At 64.8% G+C, this 18,507-nt stretch carries 20 protein-coding genes; 12 read left to right on the top strand and 8 right to left on the bottom strand.

The features are described from left to right. Positions 1–42: 42 nt before the first annotated feature. The 7 genes from MUN85_RS02960 (at position 43) to deoC (ending at position 5,885) form a co-directional block, all read left to right on the top strand. Positions 43–1,284 (top strand): ABC transporter permease, encoded by a 1,242-nt coding sequence (locus MUN85_RS02960; protein WP_431603541.1) that lies wholly within the window; start codon positions 43–45, stop codon positions 1,282–1,284. Then, positions 1,281–2,570 (top strand): ABC transporter permease, encoded by a 1,290-nt coding sequence (locus tag MUN85_RS02965; protein ID WP_431603539.1) that lies wholly within the window; start codon positions 1,281–1,283, stop codon positions 2,568–2,570. The genes MUN85_RS02960 and MUN85_RS02965 overlap by 4 nt, the downstream gene beginning before the upstream one ends. A gap of 66 nt (positions 2,571–2,636) precedes the next feature. Next, a complete protein-coding gene (locus tag MUN85_RS02970; protein ID WP_250505312.1) occupies positions 2,637–3,056 on the top strand; it encodes a cytidine deaminase in 420 nt (139 codons plus the stop codon). Next, complete coding sequence (locus tag MUN85_RS02975) at positions 3,053–4,336, top strand: thymidine phosphorylase (RefSeq protein WP_250505313.1); 1,284 nt, start codon at positions 3,053–3,055, stop codon at positions 4,334–4,336. Before MUN85_RS02970 ends, MUN85_RS02975 begins: the two co-directional genes overlap by 4 nt. Positions 4,337–4,355: 19 nt before the next feature. Then, positions 4,356–4,547 carry a hypothetical protein gene (locus tag MUN85_RS02980; protein ID WP_250505314.1) on the top strand — a complete coding sequence of 64 codons (192 nt, stop codon included), beginning with the start codon at positions 4,356–4,358 and terminating at the stop codon, positions 4,545–4,547. Beyond that, the gene (locus MUN85_RS02985) at positions 4,528–5,235 is read left to right on the top strand and encodes a hypothetical protein (RefSeq protein WP_250505315.1); all 708 of its coding nucleotides are present in this window, start codon (positions 4,528–4,530) and stop codon (positions 5,233–5,235) included. Before MUN85_RS02980 ends, MUN85_RS02985 begins: the two co-directional genes overlap by 20 nt. Beyond that, positions 5,232–5,885: a deoxyribose-phosphate aldolase gene (gene deoC, locus MUN85_RS02990; RefSeq protein ID WP_250505316.1), complete on the top strand. Its 654-nt coding sequence runs from the start codon at positions 5,232–5,234 to the stop codon at positions 5,883–5,885. The genes MUN85_RS02985 and deoC overlap by 4 nt, the downstream gene beginning before the upstream one ends. Here deoC and MUN85_RS02995 read toward each other — a convergent pair. The 5 genes from MUN85_RS02995 to MUN85_RS03015 form a co-directional block, all read right to left on the bottom strand. After that, entirely contained in the window at positions 5,882–6,373 is a 492-nt protein-coding gene (locus MUN85_RS02995; RefSeq protein ID WP_250505317.1) for a hypothetical protein, read from the bottom strand. The genes deoC and MUN85_RS02995 overlap by 4 nt on opposite strands. A 131-nt stretch (positions 6,374–6,504) precedes the next feature. Beyond that, on the bottom strand, positions 6,505–6,720 hold the full coding sequence (locus MUN85_RS03000; protein WP_250505318.1) for a hypothetical protein: 216 nt from the start codon (positions 6,718–6,720) through the stop codon (positions 6,505–6,507). Positions 6,721–7,047: 327 nt separating this feature from the next. Then, positions 7,048–8,388 carry an ATP-binding cassette domain-containing protein gene (locus MUN85_RS03005; RefSeq protein WP_250505319.1) on the bottom strand — a complete coding sequence of 447 codons (1,341 nt, stop codon included), beginning with the start codon at positions 8,386–8,388 and terminating at the stop codon, positions 7,048–7,050. 222 nt (positions 8,389–8,610) lie between these two features. Continuing rightward, entirely contained in the window at positions 8,611–10,302 is a 1,692-nt protein-coding gene (locus MUN85_RS03010; RefSeq protein ID WP_250505320.1) for a phospho-sugar mutase, read from the bottom strand. Positions 10,303–10,305: 3 nt separating this feature from the next. Then, positions 10,306–11,136, bottom strand: coding sequence for a purine-nucleoside phosphorylase (locus MUN85_RS03015; protein WP_250505321.1), 831 nt, complete (start codon positions 11,134–11,136; stop codon positions 10,306–10,308). A gap of 101 nt (positions 11,137–11,237) precedes the next feature. On the opposite strand from MUN85_RS03015, the gene MUN85_RS03020 reads away from it, so the two are divergent. From MUN85_RS03020 to MUN85_RS03035, 4 genes are all read left to right on the top strand, one after another. Beyond that, positions 11,238–12,734, top strand: coding sequence for an NAD(P)H-quinone dehydrogenase (locus MUN85_RS03020; protein WP_250505322.1), 1,497 nt, complete (start codon positions 11,238–11,240; stop codon positions 12,732–12,734). Next, positions 12,724–13,860: a succinyl-diaminopimelate desuccinylase gene (gene dapE / locus MUN85_RS03025; protein WP_250505323.1), complete on the top strand. Its 1,137-nt coding sequence runs from the start codon at positions 12,724–12,726 to the stop codon at positions 13,858–13,860. The genes MUN85_RS03020 and dapE overlap by 11 nt, the downstream gene beginning before the upstream one ends. Further along, a complete protein-coding gene (locus tag MUN85_RS03030) occupies positions 13,847–14,614 on the top strand; it encodes an LOG family protein (RefSeq protein WP_250505324.1) in 768 nt (255 codons plus the stop codon). The genes dapE and MUN85_RS03030 overlap by 14 nt, the downstream gene beginning before the upstream one ends. Before the next feature lie 80 nt (positions 14,615–14,694). Continuing rightward, positions 14,695–14,862, top strand: coding sequence for a DUF3117 domain-containing protein (locus MUN85_RS03035; RefSeq protein ID WP_092563185.1), 168 nt, complete (start codon positions 14,695–14,697; stop codon positions 14,860–14,862). Between the two features lie 63 nt (positions 14,863–14,925). On the opposite strand, the gene MUN85_RS03040 is transcribed toward MUN85_RS03035, so the two are convergent. After that, a complete protein-coding gene (locus MUN85_RS03040; protein WP_348647936.1) occupies positions 14,926–15,462 on the bottom strand; it encodes an O-methyltransferase in 537 nt (178 codons plus the stop codon). 182 nt (positions 15,463–15,644) lie between these two features. On the opposite strand from MUN85_RS03040, the gene MUN85_RS03045 reads away from it, so the two are divergent. After that, on the top strand, positions 15,645–16,889 hold the full coding sequence (locus MUN85_RS03045; protein ID WP_250505325.1) for a S1C family serine protease: 1,245 nt from the start codon (positions 15,645–15,647) through the stop codon (positions 16,887–16,889). Positions 16,890–16,904: 15 nt separating this feature from the next. Here MUN85_RS03045 and MUN85_RS03050 read toward each other — a convergent pair whose 3' ends face one another. Continuing rightward, a complete protein-coding gene (locus MUN85_RS03050; protein ID WP_250505326.1) occupies positions 16,905–17,345 on the bottom strand; it encodes a twin-arginine translocase TatA/TatE family subunit in 441 nt (146 codons plus the stop codon). A gap of 3 nt (positions 17,346–17,348) precedes the next feature. After that, positions 17,349–18,482 carry a P-loop NTPase gene (locus MUN85_RS03055; RefSeq protein ID WP_250505327.1) on the bottom strand — a complete coding sequence of 378 codons (1,134 nt, stop codon included), beginning with the start codon at positions 18,480–18,482 and terminating at the stop codon, positions 17,349–17,351. Positions 18,483–18,507 lie beyond the last annotated feature (25 nt).

Here is an 18,507-nt window from a genome sequence, read left to right on the forward strand (position 1 = left end):
ACCCCGAATCCCACAGGCGACCCCACGCCCATCGAACCCAGCATGCAAGCGGCCCCCGAGGCGCCAGCGTCGCGTCAAGACCGACGCAAGGATAGCCAGTCGGTAATCCGCGAGATCATGGGCTCCTCTGGCGTCCTGATCTTCTTCGCGATTCTGCTCGCGCTGATCATCGGAGCCATTTTGGTGGCGGCGTTTGACCCTCGCGTCCAGACGACGGCCTCCTACCTGTTCGCTCGCCCATCGGACTTCTTCGCCGCGGTCTGGCATTCCATTTCCGGATTCTTCAGCTCGCTCTTTAGGGGCGCGCTGTTTGACTACTCGGCCAGCTCGACCGCTCGCATGGTCCGGCCCTTGACCGAATCGATGACAAATGCCGTGCCGCTGATTCTGGCAGGCCTTTCCGTCGCGGTGGCTTTCCGCGCCGGCCTGTTCAACATTGGTGCGCAGGGGCAGATCATCCTCGGTGCGCTCGTTGGTGGCTATGTCGGCATCGCGTGGGAGCTGCCGGTAGGCCTCCACCTGATCGTCGCAGTCCTCGGCGCCGCCCTGGGCGGTGCTATTTGGGGTGCCATTCCCGGCATCTTGAAGGCAAAGGCGGGCGCGAACGAAGTGATCGTGACGATCATGCTCAACTCGATCGCGCTCTACCTGCTGTCGTTCTTCCTCAAGACGAAGACCTACATTGGGGCGGGTTACGCAGGTAAGTCGGAGAACATTCCGGCCGATGCCTCCTACCCGCTGATCTTCGGTCCGCCGTTCCGCCTGCACTACGGCATCCTCGTCGCGCTCGCCGCAGCGGCATTCGTCTGGTGGTTACTGGAACGTTCGACGCTCGGCTTCGAGATCCGCGCGGCCGGCGCTAACCCAGCGGCTGCTCGCACCGCTGGCGTGTCGGTCAACCGCACCATCATCATCACGATGATCATTGCGGGCGCGCTCGCTGGCCTCGCCGCGACCGGTCCCGTGTTGGGAACCGAGCGATTCCTGTCCAACGGCGTGGCCGCATCCTTCGGTTTTGACGCCATCACCGTTGCGTTGCTGGGACGCTCGCGTCCCGTGGGCGTGGTCTTTGCTGGTCTTCTCTTCGGTGCACTCAATGCTGGCGCCGCCACCATGCAGGCCGCAGCACAGATCCCCGTTGACATCGTCCAGGTCGCCCAGGCCATCATCGTGCTGCTGATCGCAGCTCCGCCGCTCGTGCGGTGGATCCTGCGGCTACCTGATCCGGAGCGGCGCACGACCCCGAGAGCCCGCGTTACGAAGAAGGAGGTGGCGGCGGCATGAGCCAGGCCACAGCAGACATGGTTCGCCACGATGAAGTAATCGAGGCGCCCGTCATCCACGCTCCAATTCAGTGGCGGTTCCCGATCGCGGCCATGGTCATGGCTGCCTTGACAGTCGTGTTCGCCGTGATCTCCAAGGGCGAGTCGGTCTTCTCGATGGCCGGAGCATCGCGTGCCTTCGAGATTTCCAACCTGCACATGAACTCCTCACCGGTCGTATGGACGCTCGCCGTCCTGGCGATCATCTTCGCGGGGGTCGCGACCTATCTTGCGATGAACCGCAAGAAGTACGTCGCCATGTTCACCGGTCTCGCGGCCGTCGCATTCATCCTCGGCTTCCTGGTATGGATTGTCGCGGGTCGCACCGGCGCCACGATGCCCGTCGTCCAGCTCTTGCAGGGTGCAGTGGCATTCGCCGTTCCGCTCATCCTTGGGGCGCTTTCGGGTGTCGTGTGTGAACGCTCCGGCATCATCAATATTGCGATCGAAGGCCAACTGCTTGCGGGGGCCTTCATGGGGGCGGTCATCGCATCGCTCGCGAATAGCCCACTCATCGGGATGCTGCTCGCTCCCGTGGCCGGCGTCCTCGTGGCGCTGCTGCTCGGCCTGTTCACCATCAAGTACCGGGTGGACCACATCATCGTCGGCGTCGTGCTCAATATGCTCGTCCTCGGCCTGACGTCCTTCCTGTACTCCTCGTGGCTAATGAATGATCCGTCGCGATTGAATCGTGCGTCGTTCCTCGGCCGTTACCCGATCCCGCTGCTGTCCGATATCCCGGTCATCGGCCCGGTCTTCTTCAACCAAACGATCCTGGTCTACCTCATGTACATCATCGTGATCGTTTTGCAGTTCATGCTCTTCCGCTCGCGCTGGGGTCTGCGCCTGCGCGCCTGCGGTGAGCACCCGAAGGCCGCTGACACCGTGGGTATCAAGGTCAACCGCACCCGGTGGCGGGCGGTCATGCTGGGCGGTGCGCTCGCCGGACTTGGTGGCGCGTTCTTCTCGATTGGTTTGGGCCTGGCCTTTACCAAGAACATGGCTGCCGGTAACGGCTTCATCGCCCTCGCGGCGATGATCCTTGGCCGCTGGAACCCCAAGGGTGCCGTAGCCGCGGCCGCCATCTTCGGTTTCGCGACCAACCTCGGCTACGTCATGCAGTCGGTGAACAACTCCATCCCGTACGAGTTCCTGCTCATGATCCCGTATGTCGTGACAATCCTCGCGGTTGCGGGCTTCGTTGGGGCGGTTCGCCCGCCCGCGATGGAAGGCAAACCCTACCCGTAAGCCACAAGCTTCGGCACAGTACAGCCCAGGGTCCACCTGGGCTGTACTGGTTAATGAAGGAGAATCATGCCCCACACTGAGGCAACATGGGTCGAACTGCGCGCCCAAGCGATCGCTGCGATGCGGCGCGCCTACGCGCCATACTCCAACTATCCCGTCGGCGCGGCCGCGCTCGTCGATGACGGCCGCATCGTGACCGGATGCAACGTAGAAAACGCCGCCTATGGCGTGACGTTGTGCGCGGAGTGCGGACTCGTCTCAGACCTCATCAACACTGGCGGTGGCCGCCTCGTCGCCTTCACCTGCGTGAATGGCAACGAGGAGACGATCGTCCCGTGCGGCCGCTGCCGCCAACTACTGTACGAACACGGTGGACCCGACCTCCTGGTGAAGATGCCGGGCGGGGTCATGCCGATGAGCGAGGTTCTACCGGAGGCTTTCGGGCCCTGGGACCTGGCAGAAATGAAGAAGAAGGAGACATCATGACCGAACGGTTCGACGTCGTCGACGTCATCCGCACCAAGCGCGACAAGGGGGAGCTCTCCGGCGATCAAATCGACTGGGTGATTGACGCCTACACTCGCGGCGCGGTCGCCGACGAACAGATGGCCGCCCTGAACATGGCGATTTTCCTGAACGGGATGAACCGAGAAGAAATCGCCCGCTGGACCGCCGCGATGATCGCCTCCGGTGAACGGATGGACTTTTCTTCCCTATCTCGACCGACCTCCGATAAGCACTCCACCGGTGGGGTAGGAGACAAGATCACGCTGCCCCTGGCGCCCCTCGTCGCTGTCTTTGACGTGGCCGTCCCGCAGCTATCGGGGCGCGGCCTCGGCCACACCGGCGGCACGCTGGACAAGATGGAATCCATTGCCGGGTGGCGAGCCGATCTGTCGAACGAGGAGATCCTCACCCAGCTCGAAGAGGTCGGCGCGGTCATCTGCGCGGCCGGTGCTGGACTCGCGCCGGCGGACAAGAAGCTCTACGCGCTGCGCGATATCACCTCCACCGTCGAGGCTATTCCGCTAATCGCATCCTCGATCATGAGCAAGAAGATTGCCGAGGGCACCGACTCGCTCGTCCTGGATGTCAAGGTGGGCGCAGGTGCGTTCATGAAGGACCTAGACCAGGCCCGCGAGCTCGCCCGCACCATGGTGGACCTCGGCACCGATGCGGGAGTGAAGACGACGGCACTGCTAACCGACATGTCCGTTCCATTGGGGCTGACCGCGGGTAACGCGCTGGAGGTTCGCGAGAGCATCGAGGTGCTGCAGGGCGGCGGCCCGAAGGACGTCGTCGAACTCACGGTCGCGCTCGCGAAGGAAATGCTGGCGTCGGCAGGCAAGGGCGATGTCGATGTCGAAGCCGCGCTCAAGGACGGCCGCGCCATGGACAAGTGGAACGAGATGATCCGCGCCCAGGGCGGCGACCCGGATGCGCCCCTTCCCGTTGCTGAGCACACCGAGGACATCCTGGCCGAGGCCGACGGTGTCATCACCGGTATGGACGCGCTCGATGTCGGTGTCGCCGCGTGGCGTCTGGGTGCCGGCCGAGCCCGCAAGGAAGATCCGGTGCAGGCCGTCGCGGGAGTCGAGATCCACAAGAAGCCCGGCGAGTCGATCGCTAAGGGCGACAAGCTCTTCACGCTGCACACGGCGACCCCGGAGCGCTTTGCGCGCGCCAAGGAGGTGCTGGCGGATGCCGTCGCCATTGGTGAGGCGTACACCGGCCCCGAGTCGATAGTCTTGGACCGTATCGGCTAGTGGACCGGAGGTGAGAGCCATGGCAGATTCGCGAGAGTCCGTCGTGCCGCACAGCGAGGACGAACAAGAGCACGAGGTCGATGATCGACCCGTTGCCGAGGAATACCAGCCTGATAACCCGCGGCAGGTATTTGAAGCCGACCCCGCTGACGTGGCAGACCAGGCAACCGAAGAACCAGTCGAGGACGAGGATGCTCGAGACGACGCCTGACCTGAGAGTCTGGCCCGTCGAGCTTGGCGGGCATCGCCTGCGCCAGTGTGACGAAACGAGCTGCGGGAGCGCAGCGCTTGTCATGCTGGCCGCTTCCGGCGATGCCCGGCTCGCCTCCTGGTTGGCTGGTACCGATCTCCCGCCAGAAACCGCGCTGCCCGAAGTTCCGTCGTGGGCCGTGGCCAATCAGCCGCCCGTCGAGCATCGCTTCGAGATCGCGCAACGCCACGTGCGCGGCAAGCTGCGTGGCTGGCCGAGCGCCCTCGGCACCCTGCCCGGCGGTGCGGCCAAAATGGCGCGGTTTCGAAACCTCGACTACGAGGTGACGTGGCTGCCCTCGGGGGCCCTGCGCCACGCGGCGGGTATTCGTAACCTGGTGGGCATCGTCCGCTCGGGGATCCCGTGCCTGCTCTACGTCGGTGGCACCGCCTCCGATTCCCTCACCAAGCGCATCCCGCGCCACGTCGTGCTCGCTGTTCCTGCCAAGGAAACCAGCCACGCCGACACCATCAATCTTTACGAGCCGGATTCGGCCGCCCTGTATCAACTCCCGATCAGCCGGCTCGACGACGATGAGAAGAAAGCGGCCTTTGGCAACTGGTCGCATATTTTCGCCATCGTTGCTCCCAAAGCGACCGAGATTGCTCAATCCTCGCCGTTAGGCGCAGAAAGGACCCGTTTGTCATGACGACCCGTAGCGACATTGCTGCCATCATCGACCACACCCTGCTCAAGCCCGAATCGACCAAGGCCGATGTCGATGCGCTCGTGGAGCAGGGCAAGAAGCTGGGCGTGAAGGCCGTGTGCGTCTCGCCGTCCCAGCTGCCGATCGAGAACCCGGGAGACCTCACCGTCGCGACTGTCGTCGGCTTCCCCTCGGGCGCAGTCAAGACCGAGATCAAGGCCGCCGAGGCCAAGCGCGCCGTCGAGGACGGCGCCGATGAGGTCGATATGGTCGTGAACCTCGGCCAGGTCAAGGCCGGGGAGTTCGACGAGGTGGAACGCGATATCCACGAGGTCAAGCAGGCGTGTGGCCACGCGCTACTGAAGGTCATCATCGAGTCTGCGGCCCTCACCGACGACGAAATCGTCGAGGTGTGCAAGCGGGCCGAGGCCGCGGGAGCGGACTACGTCAAGACCTCCACCGGCTTCCACCCCGCGGGCGGTGCCTCCGAGCACGCCGTGAAGCTCATGAGCGAGACCGTGGGCGGCCGCCTCGGCGTCAAGGCCTCCGGCGGCATCCGCACCGGCGAGGCCGCCGTTGCGATGGCTGAGGCCGGCGCTACTCGCCTGGGACTGTCCGCCTCCGAGCAGATCCTGTCCGAGCTCGACGATTAACTATCAGCGAGCTGGGCGCTCGTGTAGACGCCATCGACGTCCACGACGCTCAGCTCGCTGGTGCTTTGGTATCGGGCGTATTCGATGAGCTGAGTCGCGCCGTTATAGTGTCGGGTGCCATCGGCGTCGACTCGAGCTCGTGTCGCGTGCCAAGAAAAGATCGCGCATGAGCGGTCGGCGCTGAGCACGTAGGAATGAGCGGTGATTAGTGCCCTGCCGGGGATGCGAAAAACCGTGAGCGGCATTCGCATGTGGTAGAAGTCTTCACCAGCCTCCCGCTCGACCAATGAATGTCGAGAGACGTGACAGCGATCGTCGACGCTCCAGCTTTCCACCTCGCTCACGGCGGCAATGATCGGGAACATGACATCGGGGTCCGGCCCCATAATCCCGGGTCCAACGCCCCAACTATCCAGGGCGTGATAGTCGGTCGGGTGCACGGCCTGTGGCGTTGCCGCGATATCGAACTGAGGCCCGATCAGCTGCACTAACGGTTCTGGCGTCAAGGGTGAGTCGGACCAGACTGCGAGGCTATCCCCGTCACGCCGATGGGCGACGTATTGCCGAGTCGGGCACTCCGCAATGATCGAGAGGTGTGCGCGAAGCCATTCAGGGGACGTCATCCGATAATCGCCGTCCAACCGTGCTTTTTGATTCCAGCATGCGCAAATGAGTTCTTTAGATAGGTCTTGAATCTAGGGTGCTTTAAAAGTGCTTTCTGTTGCGCGTTGCTCAGGCCCGGTATTACCCCCGGGCGGTAGGGGTCAATTGGCCATTTTGATTTTGATCCGCTCATCTGGATGTGCACACTTGGACCATAGGTCTCCCAGTCCATGCGTACAGATCCTCGAAACCCGCTGACCTTTCCTAGTGAATAGGAGCCTCCGCCTCTACCACACAATGGCCAGGTTTCGTGACCTACGAGTATTTCAGCGGGTTGGTTCAGTGGTTGACATCGGATTGTGAGAGGAGATATCTCGCGGTAGGGGTCATCTATTGTAGTCGTAATCTTGTTGATGATCCCTGTGTCAGAGTGGGCAATTGCGGAAGAGCCAACGGGAAATAGTGAGAGCAGTATAAGCGTGGGGATAGCGAGCAATACGAGCCGCGCGCGACTGAAGCGCATCTTGGTCCCCCTGTGATTTGAGTGAATGGTTCGATGTCAGTCGCAATCGTAGCAGGTGTGTGGCGAGTGCCACAATGTGGGAAGTAGTGTCTGTTGTTCGAGGTGGAAGTGTCGTTGAAAAAGAGACGTTGGGTCTGCCATCAAGTGTCGTTGAATGCTGCAGCAGCTAGAGACGCGGGAACTCACGACGCGATCAACCGCCTTGAGCGTTTCCGGGCGATGGCTGATGACGATGTCGGTGCGTGCGCCCTTCAGTTCGGCGAGCTGCTGGTAGATCGCGGCCTCCGCTTCCGCGTCGACAGCCGCGGTCGGCTCATCGAGGATCCACACGTCCCGATCCGACAGCAGGACGCGAGCCAGCGCGAGACGCTGCCACTGGCCGCCGGAGAGCCCCGCACCGTCCCATTGCGGGCCGAGCTGGGCATCGATGGCGCCAGGCAGGGGAGCGATGTAACTCCACGCCTGGGCGGCACGCAGCGCCGCCTCGATCTGATCATCGCTGTGGCGCAGCAGGGGATCGACGAAGCGGCGCACGGTCACTTCGAAGCGCGTGAAGTCCTGAAAGACCATCGCACTGCGGGCGCGCCGGCTCGCTGCATCGCTCGCCTGTCCGATCGCGATTGTGCCGGCGTCCGGCTCCAGGATTCCGCCGAGGAGCTTAGCGAACGTCGTCTTGCCGCTGCCGTTGGCACCAACGAAGGCGACGAACTCGCCGGGTTCGATTCGCATGCTCGCGTCCGTGATAACGGGTGCCTGCGAACCAGGGTAGGTGAACGTCACGTTGCTAACAACAAGCGCGTCGGGTCCGCGGCCGGGAGTCTCCGCCTCGCCGGTGCGGCCAGAGATATCGGCGACCAGCGACTCGTACTGCGCAATGAGCGGGGCACTGGCCATGAGCTCGCCGTAGGCTGCGCCCGCGCCGCGCGTGACGAGCAGACAGCTCAAGACACCGACGATGCCAGCGCCGAGCGTCGCGGTCGATTCGGACGGCGCGACAATGATGGCGGCGAACGCCCCGGCCGCGAGCACGAAGACCGCGAGGCTCGAAATCATCTGAAGGCGGATGCCGTAGCGCGGTGCCTTGGCGAAAACCTCGAACTCCCTGCCGTACAGGTCCGCGAGCTCGTCGTTGAAGGAGTCCCCGTGGCCACCGGAGGCGATCTCGGTCGCCGCCGGTTGGAAGTTGACCTGCGCGTGGAGGTATTCCTGGCGGCGATTAATGCCCGCAGCCTCGGGCCAGATCTCGTTTTCGACGCGCGCAAGCCGGGAGTACACGAGGAGGTCGGGCACCATGACGAGAGCGACGAAGAGCGAGGCGAGCGGCGAGATCGACCACAGTGAGATGGTCAGGAACACGACGGCAAAGATCGCCGTCATGACCGAATAAAACGAGCTTGCCTGCCACGCTAGGTTGAACGGGACGGCATCACGCGCCGCCCAACGTCCCAGCGGAATAACGGGGGGAGTGTTTCCAGGCGTAGGCCACCGCCCGAAACGAGGTCTTCAGCGCAGCAGCGATGGAGTTGGCTGGTTCGGCGTGAGACATGACGGGGCTTTCACGAGGGCGCCCCGGCCCTTGGTGGGCCGGGGCGCAGTGAACTAGACGCCGAGGAAGGTAGCGAGATCCGCGCGCACGCGGGCGACTCGCTCGGTTGCCTGATCACGGCTTTGGGCGACGAGCGCGAGGTCCTGATCGGGGACCTTCACGATCGATTCGAGGTAGCACTTGAGCTTCGGCTCTGTGCCAGAGGGGCGGACGATGACGCGATCGTTCGCCTCGGTAATGAAGCGCATGCCGTCGGTCGGCGGCAGATCCTTGCTGCCTTCGGACAGGTCCTCAACCGAGACGATGGGCGAGCCCGCGAGCTCGCTGAGGCCGCCACCGCGCAGCTTAGACATGGCCTCGCCGATGAGGGAGAGGTCCTTGACTCGCACGGTCAGGGGGTTCGTCGCGTGCACGCCGTGGCGGGCAGACAGGTAATCGAGCTGGTCCTCAATCGTCAGGCCCTTGTCGGCCAGATCTGAGGCCAGCAGGCACAGCCGCACGGAGGCGGTGATTCCGTCCTTGTCCTTCACGTACTCCGGATCGCAGCAGTACCCGAGCGCCTCCTCATAGCCGTAGGTCAGCCCGGGAACGCGCGAGATCCACTTAAAGCCGGTGAGCGTCTCGACGTAGTTAAGGCCGTGGGAGGACGCGATCTTGCCGAGCATCCGCGAGGAGACGATCGAACACGCGAGCACGCCTTCGCCGCGCAAGGCAGCGAGCGGTGCGACCTGTTCGCCAAGGAGCTGGCCGACCTCGTCGCCGGTGAGCTGGCGCCAGCCGCCGCCGCGCAGCGGGATGGCGGCCGAGCACCGATCGGCGTCCGGGTCGTTGGCGATGATGAGATCGGCGCCGATTTTCTTCGCGAGCGCGAAGGACAGGTCCAGGGCACCGGGCTCTTCCGGGTTCGGGAAGTTCACGGTGGGGAACTCCGGGTCCGGCTCGGCCTGCTCGGCAACGAGGTGGACATCATCGAAGCCCGCACCATTGAGCGCCCGCATGCAGGTCTCGGCGCCCACACCGTGCATGGCGGTGAGGACGACCTTCAACGATCCGGCCCGGCCCTTGGGTACGAGGGAGATGGCACGCTCGATGTAGCGGTCGATGAGATCCTCGCCGATGAGGTGCCAGCCGGAATCGGCCCGCTCGATATCGGCGACGCGCTCGATCCGGGCAATCTCGGCCGCGATCCCGGCGTCATGGGGCTCGACGATCTGTGCGCCCCGGCCCGCCTCATCGACCATGCGACCGCCGAGGTAGACCTTGTAGCCGTTGTCCTGCGGCGGGTTGTGGGAGGCCGTCACCATGACGCCGGCGTCCGCGTCGAGATCGCGCACCGAGAACGCGAGGACCGGCGTGGGTAGGGTGCGAGGCATGAGGTGGGCAATGCCGCCGGACGCGGTCACGATTGCGGCGGTGTCCTCGGCGAACTGCTTGGAGCCGTGGCGCGCGTCATAACCGATCGTCACGACAAAGCCGTCCCCGATGGAGTTCTTCAGGTAGTTGCACAGTCCCTTGGCCGCGCGCATGACGACCGCACGGTTCATGCGGTTGGGGCCGCCGCCAAGCGCGCCGCGCAGGCCGGCCGTACCGAATTGCAGCGTCCCGGAAAAACGGTCGGTGAGTTCGGCGGCCGCGCCATCGTCGCCGCCCTTGGCAGCGGCAAGCATATCGGTCAGTTCCTGGGCGGTGATGGGATCCGGATCGTCCTCGATCCAGCTCTGGATGTATCCCTCGTCGTAGCGCATGGGTTAATTCTCCTTGGCCATGGTGGTGACAATATCGGCAAGCAGTCGCGCGATGCGCGGTCCGGCGGCGCGGCCGGCCGCAAGGACTTCTGCGTGATCAAGTGGGGTGGGGGAGATGCCCGCCGCGGGGTTGGTGACGAGCGAGATTCCGAGGATCTCCATGCCGGCCTCGCGGGCGGCGATGGCCTCCAGCGCCGTGGACATGCCGACGAGGTCGCCGCCGATGATCTTGGACATCTGGACCTCGGCTGGGGTCTCGTAGTGCGGGCCCCGCCACTGCACGTAGACGCCCTCATCCAGGCTGTCATCGATATCGCGGGCGAGGGCTCGCAGACGCGGCGAATACACATCGGTGAGGTCGACGAAGGTGGCACCCTCCAGCGGCGAGTCCATCGTGAGGTTGATGTGATCGGAGATCAGCACGGGAGTGCCGGGCCCCCATTCGGGCCGCAAGCCGCCGCAGCCGTTCGTCAGCACGAGCTGGGTGCAGCCCGCAGCGGCCGCCGCGCGGATCCCGTGGGCGACGGCGCGCACGCCGTGGCCCTCGTAGTAGTGGGTACGAGCGCCGAGCACGAGCGCGTGCTTGTCCGAGCCGGAGACCTTGATCGAGGTGATCTTGCCGCCGTGGCCCGCGACCGCTGCCTTGCGGAAGCCCGGGATGTCTTCGGCGTCGATCTCAGCGACGGTTTCGCCTAGGAGTTCGGCGGCGCCGCCCCAGCCGGATCCGAGGACGAGGGCAATGTCGTGACGAGCCACGCCCGTTGCCTCGGCAAGGGCCCGCGCGGCCTCATCGGCGAGGGAACGCGGGTCAGTTTCAGGTAGTTCGTGAGTCATAGCTTTATTGTTCCACGGAAGTTTTTACTCCTCCTTCGTTAAGACGTTAAACGAGTGTGACCTTGGCACGAGCGGCGCAGACTTTTGCGACAATGAGGAGCGTGACTGTGACATCTGAACAATCGAGCACCGCCCTGCCGCCCGACAGCCCCGCCGGCGCCCAATCATCCGGCTCCTCTCCGGTACGTGCCGGCTCCCGCGTCGTCATCATCGGTGGCGGACCGGGCGGCTACGAAGCCGCCCTCGTGGCACGCCAGCTCGGCGCGGACGTCACCGTCATCGAGGACCGCGGGATGGGCGGCTCTGCCGTCTTGACCGATGTCGTGCCCTCTAAGACGCTCATCGCCACGGCCGAGTGGATGACGCTGACCGAATCGGCGGCCGAACTCGGCATTCATGCCGGCGATGGGGCCCCGAGCGTGGACCTTGGCAAGGTCAACGAACGAGTCCGCGCGCTCGCCGCGCAGCAGGAGCGCGATATCGCGGTCCGGCTAGAAAAAGAGGGCATCCGGATCATCAGCGGCCGCGGCCGCCTTGGGCCCGCCACGAGCGCCGGCGGCAGCCGAATCGTCTACGCCGAAACCGCCGAACGCGTCCTCGAGCTCGAAGCCGAGATGGTCTTGATCGCCACGGGCGCGACCCCGCGCGAGCTCGCCGACGCCAAACCCGATGGCGAACGCATCCTCACGTGGAAGCAGCTCTATGAGCTGACGGAGCTACCCGAGCACCTCATCGTCGTCGGCTCGGGCGTCACCGGAGCGGAGTTTGCGGGCGCCTACGTCCAGCTCGGCGCGGACGTCACCCTCGTCTCCTCTCGGGTGCGGGTGCTACCGGGCGAGGACGAAGACGCCGCAGAACTCATCGAGACGATCTTCCGCCGCCGCGGCATGAGCGTGCTGTCCGAATCGCGCGCGCAGTCGGTCACGCGCACCGATGACGGCGTGCGCGTCACGCTCGCTGACGGCCGCGAAATCACCGGCTCGCACTGCCTCATGGCGGTGGGCGCGATCCCGAACACCGCCGGGATCGGCCTGGAGGAAGCCGGCGTCAAACTGCGCGATTCCGGCCATATCGAGGTCGACCGGGTCTCGCGCACGACGGCGTTTCGCGTCTATGCGGCCGGTGACTGCACGGGCGTCTACCCGCTGGCTTCCGTCGCCGCAATGCAGGGCCGGATCGCGATGTGGCACGCACTCGGCGATGCCGTCTCGCCCCTGTCACTGACGGCCGTCGCCGCCAATATCTTCACCGCCCCCGAGATCGCGACGATCGGCGTCACCCAGGCCCAGATCGAATCCGGCGAGGTCGATGGCGCGATCACGCGCCTGCCCGTCGCCCGCAACCCGCGCGCGAAGATGCTCGGCATCAAGGAAGGCTTCGTCAAGGTCTTCTCCGACGCCGCCACGGGCGTCGTCATCGGCGCCGTCGTGGTGGCGCCGCGCGCCTCCGAACTCATCTTCCCGCTGACGATCGCCGTCACGCAGCGGCTCACCGTCGACGAAGTCGCGAACGCCTTCACGATCTATCCCTCGCTGTCGGGAACGCTCGGGGAGGCCGCCCGCACGCTGCATCACGTGGACGACGACGATGTCTACTAGCGCTGAGCGCACGCTACCGGACCCGGCCACGACGTCACCCGCGGACCTCACCGCGGCGATGGTCGATATCTACTCGGTTTCCGACCACGAAGGTCATCTCGCCGACGAGGTGGAACGCCATCTGCGCGCCTGCGGCCACCTGCACGTCGTGCGCGCCGGCGACGCGATCCTGGCGCGCACGAACGCCGGTCGGGATCGCCGCGTCATCATCGCGGGACACCTCGATACCGTGCCCGTCGCGAACAACATCCCGCACCGCCGGCTAGTCATCGACGGCGAGGACGTCATTTGGGGCCGCGGCAGCGTCGACATGAAATCCGGCTGCGCCGTCCAACTGGCGCTCGCGGTGAGGCTTCCCGAGCCCGCCATCGACGTCACGTGGGTGTTTTACGATCACGAAGAAGTCGATACCGACCGCTCGGGCCTCAAGCGCCTGCTCGATACTCACCCCGAGCTCATGACGGACGCCGAATTCGGGATCCTCACCGAGCCCACGAGCGCCGCCATCGAAGGTGGCTGCAACGGCACGCTGCGAGTGCGCGTCGACGTCACCGGGCGGGCCGCCCATTCGGCGCGGCACTGGCTGGGCAGCAACGCCATTCACCTCGCTGCCCCGGTTCTTGATCGGCTCGCGCGCTACGAGCCGCGCACCGTCACCGTCGACGGCTTGGACTATCGCGAATCGCTGTCGATCGTAAAAATCGAGGGCGGCATTGCTTTTAACGTCATCCCCGATGCCTGCCGGATCTGGATTAACTACCGCTACGCGCCCGATTCCACGAGCGAGCAGGCCTATCGCCGCGTCACAGAGCTCCTCGAAGGCATCGAGGCCAGCGTGAGCCTGGAGGATGCCGCCGACGGCGCACGCCCGGGCCTGACCTCCGACCTCGCGCAGGATTTCGTCGCGGCAGCCAAGCGGCATGCCGGGGCGAGCGTCGGACCAAAATACGGCTGGACGGATGTGGCGCGCCTGTCGGCGGCGGGCATCCCGGCGGTCAATTTCGGGCCGGGCGATCCGACGCTTGCGCACACCGATGAGGAGAACTGCCCAATTAGCCACATCGAGGCATGCCACGCGGCGCTCCTCGCCTGGCTCCGGCAAGATGGGGCTCATGGCACCACGTAGACGCACCTATCGTAAAGGCCCCGTCATGCTGCGCGGGCGGATGGTCCCCGAGGAAACGACCGACGCCCGACTGCTCGATCCGGCGCAAGATATCGACTGGCTGCATTCCGACCCGTGGCGGGTCATGCGCATCCAATCGGAGTTCGTCGAAGGCTTCGGCGCGCTCGCGGAGCTGGGCCCTGCAGTCTCGGTCTTCGGCTCGGCCCGCACGCCCCAGGGCACGGCCGAATACGAACTTGGCGAAGAGGTCGGACGCCTGCTCGCCGAGCGGGATTATGCCGTCATCACCGGGGGCGGGCCCGGCGTCATGGAGGCCGCCAACAAGGGCGCCTGTGAGGCCGGTGGGCGCAGCGTCGGGCTGGGCATCGAACTACCCTTCGAGCAGGGCCTGAACCAGTGGGTCGACCTCGGCGTCAACTTCCGCTATTTCTTCGCCCGCAAGACGATGTTCGTCAAATACTCCGAAGGCTTCATCGTCCTGCCCGGCGGGTTCGGCACGCTCGATGAACTCTTTGAAGCAGCAACGCTCGTGCAAACAAAGAAGGTCCGATCCTTCCCGATCGTCCTCGTCGGACGCACCTACTGGGAGGGCCTCGTCACCTGGCTGCGCACCACCATGCAGGCCGAAGGCAAGATCGGGGAGGCCGACCTCGACCGCATCCACCTCGTCGATACCGCCGAAGAGGCCGTGGAGCTCATGACCAATGCGATCGATGAGCTGCGCCACCAGGTTTCCACGACGGATGGAATGTAACGACGCGACTTAGGCGGGCTTGGTTGGCGCGGCGGGGTTAGAATAGAGGCGACAATCACGTTGGTGGAAGGATTTTACGCATGGCCGCCATGAAGCCCCGCACGGGGGAGGGTCCGCTGGAAGTCACGAAAGAAGGCCGTGGCTTAGTCATGAGGGTACCGCTCGAAGGCGGTGGCCGACTCGTCGTCGAAATCTCCCAGCAGGAAGCTCAGGATCTCTACGAGGCACTCAAGCCCGTCGTCGCCTAAGAGCTACAGCACCGAAAATCCCCCGCAGGCCCGATGGGCCGGCGGGGGATTCTTCGCGACTAGTTAGCGTGTCGGTGGCCGGTTAATGGCGACGAGTAGCCCGTCGCCAGCGCCTAGCAGCATGGGGGTGAGCCGGTCATCATCACGCACCGAGCGCACGAGCTCGCGCATCCGAACCGTATCCTCATCGCGGCGGGCCGGTTCGGGAACCAGATCGTGCCATAGCGCATTCGCGACGATGAGGATGCCGCCGGGGCGGAGCATACGGATCGCGTGCGTGACGTACTCCGGGGTTTCCTCCGGGTCCCCGTCAACGAAGACGAGATCATATGCGCCACCGGCAAGTCGCGGGAGGACATCGAGCGCCCGGCCCCCGATGAGACGGGCCTGGGCGGGCTTTACCTTCATTGCGGTAAGAACGTCGCGAGCAGCCGCTTGGTATTCGGGCTCGACATCGATTGAGGTCAGCACGCCGTCAGCATCCATCCCGGACAGCAGCCACGCAGCCGAGGTTCCGGTTCCCGTACCGATTTCGGCAACCGAGTGGGCGGCGGTCGCGGCAGCCAGCGCGCGCAGCGTTGCGCCAACGCCGATGGTCACTGGGCTGACGCCAAATTCCTCGGCGAGTACCCGCGCGCGAGCTGGCCCCTCGGGTTCGGGGATATAGCTTTCCGTAAATGCCCAACTTAGGGTCTTATCGCCAGTAATGGTGAACCTCCAGACTCGCCGTTAACCAAAGTGTATCGAAAAGGGGGTCAGCGGCATGCCCTAAGGTAAGTGCTATGACACAGCCGCCGTCCTTCGCCTCGCCGAGCCCGCCCGGCGCGTACGAGACCGCGCCCATGACCTACCAACAAAGCGCGAGCCAGGCGCGCGCACCGCAGGTCTATCCGGAGCCGCCGCGGCGGCGGAAACAGCGGCGCCAGGGAGCCCCGGTCGCGGTCTGGCTGATGGCCATCATTCTTGCCTTTGCTCTCGGGCTCGTCACGGGCGGCATCGCCGCACGAGAGTATTTCGGGCTGGGAGACCGGGCCCTGCCTAGCGTTCCCACTTCTCAGCAGGGCAGCGAACTCCCGCCTTCGGTGACCGCGGCACAATCGGATGTCGGCAAGGTCGCCAAGTCGGTCCTTAATTCGACGGTCTACATCGAGGCGTATACCGGTAACGAGGGCGGCTCCGGTACCGGCTTCATCTACCGGTCGGACGGCACCATCGTGACGAACGCTCACGTCATTGCTCCCACGGGCTCGGTTGCCTCCGACATTATGGTCACCACTCCGGAGGGAGATCGCCTCCCCGCCAAGGTGGTGGGCCTGACATCCGAGTACGACATCGCCGTCATCACGATTGACGCCAGTGACCTCACAGCCTTGCCGCTTGCCGATTCTTCGACGATCGCGGTCGGCGATGAAGTCGTCGCCGTGGGAGCTCCGCTCGGCCTCACGGGAACGGTCACAACAGGCATTGTTTCCGCCACCGATCGGCCGGTGCGCAGCGGGGATGCCGAAACGACCTCGTTCATTAATGCGGTGCAAACGGATGCGGCCATCAATCCTGGAAACTCCGGCGGACCGCTCGTGAACATGGCCGGCCAAATGGTCGGGCTGAACTCGGCGATCGCGCAGCCTGTGGGTAACAGCCAGCAGGGGGTCGGGTCGATCGGCCTCGGATTCGCGATTCCTTCGAGCCAAGTCGCACGCACAGCCGACGAGATTCTCGACAAGGGCTATGCGACCTACCCGATCATGGGGATCATGGTCGATATGTCCGATCGCCGGGTCGGAGCCCGCATTCTCGATGATGCCGAAAATTCTCCCGGCATCGTCGCCGGCGGCCCTGCCGAAGCATCCGGATTACGAGCGGGCGACCGCATCGTCACGGTGAACGGGAAGCGGATCGGCTCACCAACCGAGTTCATCGTCTACCTGCGCTCCTTGCAGCCTGGCCAGACCATCTCAGTCATCGCCGATCGCAATGGCGAGCAGGTCAAGGCCGAAGTCACCTTGGATGAGGCGCGCGCGAAGTAACGTCAGGGCGCCGAGCTAGGTTGCCTCGTCATCAAAGGCGCCCGGCTCGCCCGGAGTGAACTGGTAGGGATTGCGGCGAGCGGCTCCTGGCGACATCGCCACCGGAGTGGCAGCCGCGAGCGGTGTCGCAGGGCTCGCGGGCATCCCGGGGGCCTCACGCACCGGCGGTGCGAGGGCCGTAGGCGCGGCGGCTACCGGCGGCGGATCGTCGCGCAGCGCATCCCGTACGATCCGACGCGGATCGTACTGCCGGGGATCCAGGCTCTTCAGATCGAGGTCGTTGAGATCCGGGCCGAGCTCCTCTTTGACGCGGTCTTTCGCCTGCGTCGTAAAATCCTTCGCCTGGCGCACAAAACGACCGAACTGCGCGGCCGCTTTGGGCATGTTCTCTGGACCGATAACGATCAGAGCGATGACGATGATGATGAGGAGCTCAGCCCCGGAAAACGGCCCCATGACCTACCTCGGGGATAAACCCAACGAGCGTCCGGCAAGACCGCGGGCGCGGTGGCCCAGGGAATGCGCAAGCTCGGTCATGGCTTGCGCAGCCGGTGATTCCGGATGGGCGAGAACGATCGGCGTGCCGGTATCGCCGCCATCGGCGACCCCCGAATCGATGGGGACCTGTGCCTTGAGTTCGACGGGGTAACCGAGGATCGTCGTGAGGCGCTCGGCGACGGTCTGGCCGCCGCCGGAGCCGAAGAGCTCCAGACGAGAGCCATCGGCTTGCTCCAGCCAGCTCATGTTTTCCACGACCCCAACGACGTGCTGGCGCGTCTGACCCGCGATCGAGCCGGCCCGTTCAGCAACCTCCGCTGCCGCGGCCTGCGGGGTCGTGACGACGACGATCTCCGCATTGGGCAGGAGCTGGCCAACGCTAATCGCGACGTCACCCGTGCCGGGCGGCAGGTCGAGCAGCAGGACATCGAGATCGCCCCAGTAGACGTCCCCAAGGAACTGCTGGACCGCACGGTGCAGCATCGGTCCGCGCCACACGACGGCGGTGTTGTCAGGCACAAACATGCCGATCGAAATGACCTTCACCCCGTTGGCGATGGGCGGCACGATCATGTCATCGATCTTTTGCGGCGCGTGCGTGACGCCGAGCATGCGCGGGATGGAGAAGCCGTAAATGTCGGCATCGACGACTCCGACCTTCAGGCCTTGCGCGGCCATCGCGGCAGCGAGGTTCGCGGTCACGGACGACTTGCCAACCCCGCCCTTACCGGAAGTGATGGCATAGACGCGGGTGAGGTTACCGGGCTTAGTGAAGGGAATCTCGGGCTCGGGAACGCCGCCGCGCAGCTTGGTGCGCAGCTCCTTTTTCTGCTCCTCGCTCATGACGCCCATCTCGACCTTGCAGCTCGTTGCGCCCTCGACCTTGCGCACGGCCTCGGTCACGTCGCCGGTGATCGTGTCCTTCAGCGGACAACCGGCCGTCGTCAGATCAATGCCGACAGTGACATTGCCGGCGTCGTCAACCTCGACGGAGCGCACCATCCCGAGATCGGTGATGGGTTTTTTGATTTCCGGATCGAGGACCGTATCGAGTTGGGCGGTGATGGCTTCTATCGACGGGGGAGCTACAGTCATACCCTCCATGCTACGTGGCTTTTCA

The sequence above is a fragment of the Bowdeniella massiliensis genome (assembly GCF_023634005.1).
GTDB classification, from domain to species: Bacteria; Actinomycetota; Actinomycetes; order Actinomycetales; family Actinomycetaceae; genus Bowdeniella; species Bowdeniella massiliensis.